This is a genomic window from Actinosynnema sp. NPDC059335, from assembly GCF_042752395.1.
Classification (GTDB): Bacteria; Actinomycetota; Actinomycetes; order Mycobacteriales; family Pseudonocardiaceae; genus Actinosynnema.
The window spans coordinates 1-8,834 of sequence record NZ_JBHYXZ010000165.1 but is presented as its reverse complement, the minus strand read 5'-3'; the positions used below and the strand labels follow the sequence as shown (position 1 = coordinate 8,834).

Here is an 8,834-nt window from a genome sequence, read left to right as displayed (position 1 = left end):
GGGCGGGGCGGGGGGGGGGCGGGGGCCGGGCCCCGCCCCCCCACCCACCGCCCCCGCCCCCCGCCGGCGCCCGGGCCGGGGGGCGCGGGCCCCACCACCGCGTCGGCCCGTCGCCAGTCCGTCCGCTCCGCGGCCGCCGTCCGGTGCACGCGCCGCGCACAGCGCGTCGTACACGCGTACGTCCGGTGTGGACCGACCACCGGCCGGCGCCGTGCTCGGACGGCCTCCGACCAGCCTGTCCGGAACGCCGATAATCTACATTATGTTAAGTAAGAGGATCGAAAGCCGTCCGGGGCGCTTCCCTGCCCACCCGGCGGGCCTCCGCCGCGACCGTGTCGCCCCACGCGGGCCACAGCCCCGCGAGCCGTGACGTGACGACGACGCGCTCCACCGCCCCGTCCGGCAGCGGGAGCCGCAGGCCGATGGCGTGGTGTCGCGCGTGCCCGCCGCCGGCCTTGGCCAGGACGTCGGCGTCGAAGTCGACCAGGGCGCTGCCTTCGGGCAGCGTGTCCGGGATGTCGTCGCCGCAGCCGACGACGCACACCGGTCCCCCGGCGTCCGCGGTGTGCCGTTCGATCTCGGCGCGCACGTCCAGGGCGCGGGCCTGCTCGGTCCAGGCGGTGAGGGTGCGGTGTTCGGTTTCGGCGATGAGGGGGTTGTCGCGTTCGAGGGCGGCCCAGACGAGTTCGACGTCGGGATCGCGGGTCTTGTCGAGGAACTGGCGCATGGTGCGCTTGGCGGCGGCGAGCATCTCCCCCGGGTCGCGGTCGTGGGGTGTTTCGACGGCCCAGGCGGTGCGGTCGAAGTGGGTGGCGAGGCCGTGTCGGCGCAGGCGGTAGCCGAGTTCGATGTCCTCGGTGCCCCAGTCGGTGAAGCGTTCGTCGAAGCCGCCGACGGCGTCGAAGTGGGTTCGGCGGACGGAGAAGTTGGCGCTCCAGGCGTACAGCCAGGGGAAGGGCAGCCGGTCGGGGCGGAAGTCGACGGCGGCGAGGTGGTCGTGGCGGACGTCGCGGAAGCCGGGGTGGTCGTGGAAGTCGTGGTGGAGTCGCTTCGGGGTGCGGGTGGCGATGGCGTCGGCGAGGTCGGGTGCGGGGTCGAAGGGGCGGTAGCCGTGGATGTAGCCGAGGTTGAGCAGGGGTGGGCCGGTGTGGGCGTCGGCGTGGGCGCGGGTGAAGTCGGGGCCGGCGAGGGTGCCGGTGTCGAGGAAGGCGACGACGGGTGCGGTGGTGAGGCGGGTGCCGGCGTTGCGGGCGTGGGCGACGCGGCGGCCGAGGTGGGGTTGGTGGTGGTAGCGGAGGTGGAGTCGGTGGTCGAAGGCTTCGACGACGTCGGTGGTGTGGTCGGTGGAGCCGTCGTCGGCGATGACGACTTCGATGTCGTCGGGTGGGAGGGTTTGGTCGGTGAGGCTGTCGAGGGTGCGGCGGAGGAGTTCGGCGCGGTTGTAGGTGGGGATCACGACGGAGATGCGCGGCGGCATGGGTGCTCCTCGTGGCGCGGGGTGGTGGGCGCTGGGAAGGAGCGGACTGTAGCCGGGGTTTCCGAACCCGGTGCGGAGTTGTGGGTCAGGGGCTTCGGGTGGGGTCGGTGGTGTTCGCCGGTGGGGTGAGGTGTTCGTGGATGCGGTCGCGGAGGGGTTTGTCGCGCAGGGCGCGCAGGGCGTGGTCGACCAGGGTGCTGAGGGGGTGGGGCAGCTCGGTGTCGAGGTGGTGGGTGGCGGTGGTGGTGGCGTGCCATTCGGCGTCGAGGACGGGCAGGATGGCGCGGGCGTGGTCGGTGAGGTGGACGATGCGTTGGCGGGCGTCGTCGCCGGGGTGGAGGTCCACGAGGCCGTCGCGGCGCATCTGGTTGACGGTTTGGCTGATGGCGGAGTGGGTGACGCCGATGGTGTCGGCGAGGTCGCGGATGGAGTGGGGTCCGCGGGTGTGGACGAGTCGGATGACCGGGGTGTAGCGGGGGCGGAAGCCGGGGAGTCCGAGGTCGGTGTAGACGCGGGTGACGTCGCCTTCGAGGAGGTCGAGGAGGTGGCGGAGGCGGGTGCCGAGGTATTGGCCGGCGGGTGCGTGGTCCACTCCCCTAATGTAACAGCACTGTTGTTTCTGGGAGGAGGGGTCGTGTACCCGGAGATCGAGCCGTTCGCGCAGGGGATGTTGGACGTCGGTGACGGCAACCTCGTGTACTGGGAGGAGTGCGGCAACCCCGAGGGGAAGCCGGTGGTGTACCTGCACGGCGGGCCGGGCACGGGCTGCTCCCCCGGCGCGGCGCGGCAGTTCGACCCGGAGGCGTACCGGGTGGTGTTGTTCGACCAGCGCGGGAGCGGGCGCAGCGTGCCGCACGCGGGCGAGTTCTCGACGGACCTGTCGGTGAACACGACGGCGCACCTGGTGGCGGACGTCGAGCGGTTGCGGGAGCACCTGGGGATCGAGCGGTGGATGGTGTTCGGCGGGTCGTGGGGTTCGACGTTGGGGCTGCGGTACGCGCAGTCGTTCCCCGAGCGGGTGACGGAGATCGTGCTGGTGGCGGTGACGACGGGCCGGTACGCGGAGCTGGACTGGCTGTACCACGGGTTGGGGATGTTGTTCCCGCAGGAGTGGTCGCGGTTCCGGGAGGGCGCGGGCGAGGGGGCGACGGACCTGGTGGCCGCGTACGACCGGTTGCTCAACGACCCGGATCCGGCGGTGCGGGAGAAGGCGGCGACGGACTGGACGGACTGGGAGTTCTCGATCGTGTCGTTGGACCCGGACTACCGGCCGGGGCCGCGGGCGGCGGATCCGGCGTGGCGGATGGCGTTCGCGCGGCTGTGCGCGCACTACTTCCGGCACCGGGCGTGGTTGCGCGACGGTGAGGTGATGGGGGACGTGGAGCGGTTGCGCGGCATCCCGGGGATCCTGGTGCACGGTCGGCTGGACCTGCAGGGCCCGTTGTGGACGGCGTGGGAGTTGGCCCGGAAGTGGCCGGACGCGGAGCTGGTGGTGGTGCCGGGCGCGTCGCACGCGGTGTCGGACCCGGGCATGGCGGAGGCGGTGCTGGCGGCGACGGACCGGTTCGCGCGCCGTCGGTAGTCGCCGGTGGGCGGGTCGGGGCGGGTCCGCTCCCCCGGCCCGCCGTCGGGTGTCAGGCGGTGGGGGTGGCGCGGGCGTAGCGGGCGGCGAGGGTGCGCAGGTGGGCGACGAGTTCGGGGGGTGAGGTGACCTCGAAGTCGGTGTCGAGCAGGCCGAGGTGGACGGCGAGGGCGGCGACGGTGTCGGCGCCGGTGCGCAGCAGGCAGGTGGTGTCGGTGAGGGGTTCGACGGTGCCGACGGCGGGGTTGACGCAGGCGGCGACGGTGTCGGCGGGTGCGTGGACGACGACTTCGGCGTGGTGTCGCCAGGCGGCGCTGGAGGCGCTGCGGGCGACGTAGGCGGCGGCGTCGCCGTCGGGGAGGTCGCGGGGGGTGAAGCGGGGGCCGGTGGGGGTCTTGGGGGTGATGCGGTCGACGCGGTAGGTGCGCCAGTCCTGGCGGTCGACGTCGTAGGCGACGAGGTACCAGCGGCGGCCCCAGGTGACGACGCGGTGGGGTTCGGCGGCGCGGGTGGTGGTGTGGCCGTGGTGGTCGAGGTAGTCGAAGCGGAGTCGTTCGCGGTCGCGGCAGGCGGCGGCGAGGGTGGTGAGGACGTCGGGGTCGACGGTGGCGGCGGGGGTGTCGTGGGGCACGGGGACGGTGAAGGTCTGCAGGGCGTTGACGCGGTGGCGGAGGCGGGAGGGCAGGACCTGTTCGAGTTTGGCCAGGGCGCGCAGGGAGGTTTCCTCGATGCCGGTGACGGTGCCGGTGGCGGCGGTGCGCAGGCCGACGGCGACGGCGACGGCTTCCTCGTCGTCGAGGAGCAGGGGTGGCAGGGCGGCGCCGGCGCCGAGGCGGTAGCCGCCGAGGGTGCCGGTGGTGGCGTGGACGGGGTAGCCGAGTTCGCGGAGGCGGTCGACGTCGCGGCGGACGGTGCGGGGGCTGACGTCGAGGCGTTCGGCGAGTTCGGGGCCGGGCCAGTCGCGGCGGGTCTGCAACAGCGACAGCAGGCGCAGCAGTCTCGCGGAGGTTTCCAGCATGGCGTGCAGTCTGCCGGGTGTCGAGGACGGGAACCGGCCGCAAGGGGCGGGTGCGTCAGGGCGTGTGTCAGGGCGGGGGTCGCCACACGGTGGTGGTGCGGGTGTCGACGCCTTCGAGGTCGTGGGGCACGGGGACGTCGAAGGCGTCGACGCGGGTCCAGCCGCGGGGCATGAAGGAGCGCTGGGGGTCGCCGACGAGGACGAGCGCGCCGCGGCGGTGGGCGGCGAGCAGGAACGGGGCGACGCGCGCGGCCATGTCGCGGTCGTAGAAGACGTCGCCGGCGAGCAGGACGTCGGTGTCGGGCGTGGTGTCGAGCAGGTCGCCTTCGGCGACGGTGACGGTGACGTCGTTGGCGCGGGCGTTGAGGGTGATCGCGGCGGTGGCGACGGGGTCGATGTCGTTGGCGGTGACGTGGCCGCCCGCGCGGGCGGCGGCCACGGCGACGAGGCCGGAGCCGGAGGCGAGGTCGAGGACGCGGCGGCCGGCGACGAGGTCGGGGTGGTCGAGGACGTGTCGGGCGAGGGCCTGTCCGCCGGCCCACGGGAACGCCCAGAACGGGGGTTCGGGGGATCCGGTGCGTTCCCACAGGGCGATGATGTCGTCGGCGGTGCGCAGCACGATGTCCGGTGTGAGGGGCACCGGTCGCGGGGTGGTGGCCGCGCGGACGAAGTCCTCCACTAGGCGTCCGGTCGCCGCGTCCGGGTGGGGTCGTGGTCGGCCGGGGCGGGCTGTCGCACCATGCCGTGATGCTAGTGCCGGGGTGGGTCAGAGCCCTCCGGCGACCCGCAGGACCGCGCCCGTGGTGAACGACGCGGCGTCGCTGAGCAGCCACGCCACGGCCTCCGCGATCTCCTCCGGTTCGCCGGGTCGGCCGAGCGGGATGCGGGAGGCGACCCGGTCGGGTCGGTCGGGCACGCCGGACAGCTCGTGGATCGCGGTGCGCACGGTGCCGGCGGCGACGGCGTTGACGCGGATGCCGCGCGGCCCGAGTTCCTTGGCCAGGCCGACGGTCATCGCGTCCACCGCCGCCTTGCTGGCCGCGTAGTGCACGTACTCCCCCGGCGCGCCGAGCGTCGCGGCGACGGACGAGAGGGACACGATCGACCCGCCGGAGACCAGGTCGCGTGCCGCGCGCCGCGCGCACAGCAGCGCGCCCACCACGTTGACGTCCACCACGCGGCGCAGGTCCTGCACCCGCAGCTGCGCCAGCGTGCCGACGGGGCTGGTGATGCCGGCGTTGATCACCACCCCGGTCACCCGGCCGAGGCCGGCGGCGGTGTCGAACAGGGTGTCGACGTCGGCCTCGTCGGAGACCTCGGCCCGCACCGCGACCCCGCCGACCTCCCGTGCCAGCGCCTCGGCCTCCTCGGCCGCGGCGCGGTAGCCGATCACCACCCGGTGCCCGTCCGCGGCCACCCGCCGCACCACCGCCGCGCCGATGCCCCGGCTGCCGCCGGTCACCACGATCAGGCCAGCCACGCCGACACCTCCGCGTCCACCACGTCCTGCCGCGTCACGAGCATGTGCGCCAGCCCGGGCACGCGCGCCAGCCGCGCGCCCGGCACCGCGTCGACCAAGGCCCGCTGCACCGGTCGGAACGCCTCGTACTCCTGCTCGCCCTGCACGACCAGCAGCGGCACGTCGAGCCGGTCGGCCCGCGCCGCCACGTCCAGCGGCTCGGCCGCGGCGAGCGAGGCGTCGGTCCAGTGGTGGGATTCCAGCGCGCCGACGTCGAGGGACGCCTCGACCACCGCGCGGGCGGTCACCGCGGGGTTGACCACGGCCACCCGCCGCACCGGCACGACCCGCCGCACGGCCGTCAGCAACGCCACGTGACCGCCGGCCGAGCCGCCCACGACGTCCACCGGTCCGTCGTCGCAGCCCAGCCGCTCCCGCGCGGCCCCGACCAGCTCCGGTGTCGCGGCCAGCGCCGCCTCGACCAGGGGCGCGTACCCGTCGGCGACCGGGTCGTCGCCCTGGCCCCACGCGGGCAGCGCCGGGTACAGCCGCCACGCGTCCACACCGGCCAGCGGCAGCGCCCGTGCCATGGCCTCCGGTGTGTCGGGCTCGCCCAGCAGGTGCCACACCAGCACCAGGCGTCGTCCGTCGCCCGCGGGCGGCGTCGCCACGTAGCGGATCCCCGCCGCTTCCCCCGTGATCACCATGGTCCGAACCTAACGCCCCGCGGCCCCGGACGGCGTCCACCCGTCGCGAACACCGGCCACGGACGGCCACCGGTTGCCGCCCGAACGCGTGAACCCGTACCCCGGTGTCACTCGAACGGTCGTCCCAGGGCACCCTGGGGGCGTGACCGAGCCGCGTTGCGCCGCGATCTCCGCGGACCTCGAGGAACCCCAGGCGGGCACCGCCGCCACCGCCGCCGCCTGGATCTGCCTGGAACAACCCGGCCCGTGGGGCCGCGACGCGCTCACCCAGAGCCGCCTGGACCCCGCGCTCGGCGCCGAACTCGCCCGCCGCGCCGCCGACACCGGCGTCCGCGTCCTGCTCATCCGCCGCCCGGGCCGTCACGCCGACACCCACCACGACGCCCCGCGCCGCGCCTACCTCGCCGCCACCACCCCCGGCCGGCCGTGGCTGGCGCGGGCCGACCTCGCCGACCCGGGCGACCTGCTCGACCTCGACTTCGCCGACCTCGCCGCCGGACAGCGGCCCGCCGGTTTCGGCACGCCCGTCACCGACCCCCTGCTGCTGGTGTGCACCAACAGCCGCCGCGACGTCTGCTGCGCGCTGCGCGGCCGGCCCCTCGCCGAGGACCTCGCCGCCACCCGGCCCGACGCCGTCTGGGAGTGCACCCACACCGGCGGGCACCGCTTCGCCCCCACCGGCGTGCTGCTGCCCACCGGCTACACCTACGGCCGCCTCGACCGCGACTTCGCCGACCGCCTGCTCGACCGGGCCGCCGCCGGCCACGTCGTCACCGACCGCTGCCGCGGCCGCTCCACCCACACCCCGCACGGCCAGGTCGCCGAACTCGCCGTCCGCCGCCACACCGGCGAGCACCGCGACGTGCTCACCGTCCGCGGCGACACCGTCCACCACACCGACGGCCGCGCCTGGCACGTCACCGTCGAGGGCCGCGAACTACCGGCCGCCCGGCCCGCCAGCTGCGGCGCGCCCTTCACCCCGGCCACCGAGCTCGTCGCCACCGCCGTCCACCGGCTCGTCCCCGTCGGCTGACCCCGGCACCGCCGCCCGGAACAACCCCGAGCCGACCGCCTCCGGGTCGTCCAACCCCACCGCCCGCAACGCCTGCTCGGGCAACGCCACCAGCGACAACGCCACCCCCAGGAAGTAGGCGTCCAGCAACCCGGCGTCCCGCACCGTGCTCGCCAGTCCCGCCGTCGCGTGCAACCCCGCGCCGGCCCGCGCGTTGGACACCGCCATCCGCCCCAACGCCTCCCGCACCCCCGGCCGCCGCACCGCCTCCAGGTACAGCTCCACCATCGCCAGCAACTGCGTCGGGTCCTCCACCACGGCCCGTCGCAGCAACGCCGGGTACAACCGCGCCACCTCCGCCGGCGTGACACCCTCCGGCGTCGTCTCCCGCAACCGCCGCACCGCCGCCGCGTGCGACGCCGTCATCCGCGCCGCCGCCGCGCCCAACAGCGCGTCCCGGGTCGGGAAGTAGTTCTTCGTCGTCCCCTCGGGAACCCCGGCCGCCCGGTCCACGGCCCGGTGCGTCAACCCCCGGCCGCCCTCCGCCGCCAACACGGCGATCGCGGAGTCGCACAACAGGTCCCGACGGCTCGTCACGGGCACGGGACACTAGCCGATCACCGCCGGCCCGCCGTCGCCACCACCCGCCCCGACTCCACCACCAACCACACCCCGCACACGCAGCGCACGTACTCCACCGCGCCGTGCGACGACACCGGGTACACAGGCTCGGCCACGGGCCACCCACAGCAAGGACAGGAACCGGAACTGGTGCTCACCCCACCAGCGTGCTGTCATGGTTCAGTGCATTTCAACCCTTACGGCGGGGCCGCCGCCGAACTCGCCGCCGCCCTGGTCAACGCCGACCCCGACAGCACCGCCGACCAACTGCTCGACCTGCTGCGCGACCACGGCTACAAACCCCTGGGCACCCTCGACCACCACCAGGCCCGCACCCTGACCACCTGGGCCGCCCGCCTCTCCCCGGTCTTCGACCGCACCCCCGACCAGGTCTCCCTCGTCAACGACCTGCTCACCGAAGCCGCCGCCAAGCCCTACATCTCCACCCACGACAACCGCCCACCCCACCTGCACTTCGCCCCCGAAACCGCCCCGACCGCCGACCGCGTCCGCGCCTTCACCGCCGCCGGCCTGGCCCACCTGGTCTGCGAAGACCCGAACCGCCTGGGCCGCTGCGCCAGACCGGGCTGCCACACCGTCTACATCGACACCTCCCGCAACGCCCGCCGCCGCTTCTGCACCACCCGCTGCGCCAACCGCGTCCACGTCGCCGACCACCGCACCCGCACCGCCTAACCCAAGCCAACCCTCAACCCCCACCCCGCCCCCGCTTCAACCCTCCCCTCCCTCCCTTCCTCCCCTCACCGCACCCTCACCACCACATCCACCCCACCCACAACGGCCCCGCCACCACCCACCGAGGCCCGATTTGACACGGGTTCGAGTGTCCTAGGCTGGACGAAGCCGGGGCGGCGGGGGGGGGGGGGGTGGGAGCCCCCCGCGGCCCCGCTGGGGGGGGGGGAGGGCGTCGGTCACAAAAACACACACACCGACAGAC

At 74.8% G+C, this 8,834-nt stretch carries 10 protein-coding genes; 3 read left to right on the top strand and 7 right to left on the bottom strand.

From position 1 onward, the window contains the following. Positions 1 to 265: 265 nt before the first annotated feature. Together ACFXGA_RS33870 and ACFXGA_RS33865 are read right to left on the bottom strand one after the other, a co-directional pair. Entirely contained in the window at positions 266 to 1,477 is a 1,212-nt protein-coding gene (locus tag ACFXGA_RS33870) for a glycosyltransferase (RefSeq protein WP_378095120.1), read from the bottom strand. Between the two features lie 85 nt (positions 1,478 to 1,562). After that, positions 1,563 to 2,069, bottom strand: a complete 507-nt coding sequence (locus ACFXGA_RS33865) for a MarR family winged helix-turn-helix transcriptional regulator (protein WP_378095118.1) — start codon at positions 2,067 to 2,069, stop codon at positions 1,563 to 1,565. A 42-nt stretch (positions 2,070 to 2,111) separates the two neighbouring features. On the opposite strand from ACFXGA_RS33865, the gene pip reads away from it, so the two are divergent. Further along, positions 2,112 to 3,059 (top strand): prolyl aminopeptidase, encoded by a 948-nt coding sequence (gene pip / locus ACFXGA_RS33860; protein WP_378095116.1) that lies wholly within the window; start codon positions 2,112 to 2,114, stop codon positions 3,057 to 3,059. A gap of 52 nt (positions 3,060 to 3,111) precedes the next feature. Here pip and ACFXGA_RS33855 read toward each other — a convergent pair whose 3' ends face one another. The 4 genes from ACFXGA_RS33855 to ACFXGA_RS33840 form a co-directional block, all read right to left on the bottom strand. Then, positions 3,112 to 4,077, bottom strand: a complete 966-nt coding sequence (locus tag ACFXGA_RS33855; RefSeq protein ID WP_378095114.1) for a helix-turn-helix transcriptional regulator — start codon at positions 4,075 to 4,077, stop codon at positions 3,112 to 3,114. 67 nt (positions 4,078 to 4,144) lie between these two features. Next, positions 4,145 to 4,717, bottom strand: coding sequence for a class I SAM-dependent methyltransferase (locus ACFXGA_RS33850; RefSeq protein ID WP_378095112.1), 573 nt, complete (start codon positions 4,715 to 4,717; stop codon positions 4,145 to 4,147). A 126-nt stretch (positions 4,718 to 4,843) separates the two neighbouring features. Beyond that, positions 4,844 to 5,557 carry an SDR family oxidoreductase gene (locus ACFXGA_RS33845; protein WP_378095110.1) on the bottom strand — a complete coding sequence of 238 codons (714 nt, stop codon included), beginning with the start codon at positions 5,555 to 5,557 and terminating at the stop codon, positions 4,844 to 4,846. After that, complete coding sequence (locus ACFXGA_RS33840; RefSeq protein ID WP_378095108.1) at positions 5,545 to 6,243, bottom strand: alpha/beta fold hydrolase; 699 nt, start codon at positions 6,241 to 6,243, stop codon at positions 5,545 to 5,547. Before ACFXGA_RS33840 ends, ACFXGA_RS33845 begins: the two co-directional genes overlap by 13 nt. A gap of 142 nt (positions 6,244 to 6,385) precedes the next feature. On the opposite strand from ACFXGA_RS33840, the gene ACFXGA_RS33835 reads away from it, so the two are divergent. Further along, a complete protein-coding gene (locus ACFXGA_RS33835) occupies positions 6,386 to 7,276 on the top strand; it encodes a sucrase ferredoxin (protein WP_378095106.1) in 891 nt (296 codons plus the stop codon). Here ACFXGA_RS33835 and ACFXGA_RS33830 read toward each other — a convergent pair. Next, positions 7,181 to 7,852: a TetR/AcrR family transcriptional regulator gene (locus ACFXGA_RS33830; RefSeq protein WP_378095104.1), complete on the bottom strand. Its 672-nt coding sequence runs from the start codon at positions 7,850 to 7,852 to the stop codon at positions 7,181 to 7,183. The genes ACFXGA_RS33835 and ACFXGA_RS33830 overlap by 96 nt on opposite strands. A gap of 207 nt (positions 7,853 to 8,059) precedes the next feature. Between ACFXGA_RS33830 and ACFXGA_RS33825 the strand changes: the two genes are divergently transcribed. After that, complete coding sequence (locus ACFXGA_RS33825) at positions 8,060 to 8,572, top strand: CGNR zinc finger domain-containing protein (protein WP_378095102.1); 513 nt, start codon at positions 8,060 to 8,062, stop codon at positions 8,570 to 8,572. Positions 8,573 to 8,834: the final 262 nt, after the last annotated feature.

Excerpts from the sequence above, each read along its gene's own strand:
- ACFXGA_RS33870 (WP_378095120.1), bottom strand. The coding sequence starts at position 1,477 with ATGCCGCCGCGCATCTCCGTCGTGATCCCCACCTACAACCGCGCCGAA.
- ACFXGA_RS33855 (WP_378095114.1), bottom strand. The coding sequence starts at position 4,077 with ATGCTGGAAACCTCCGCGAGACTGCTGCGCCTGCTGTCGCTGTTGCAG.
- ACFXGA_RS33840 (WP_378095108.1), bottom strand. The coding sequence starts at position 6,243 with ATGGTGATCACGGGGGAAGCGGCGGGGATCCGCTACGTGGCGACGCCG.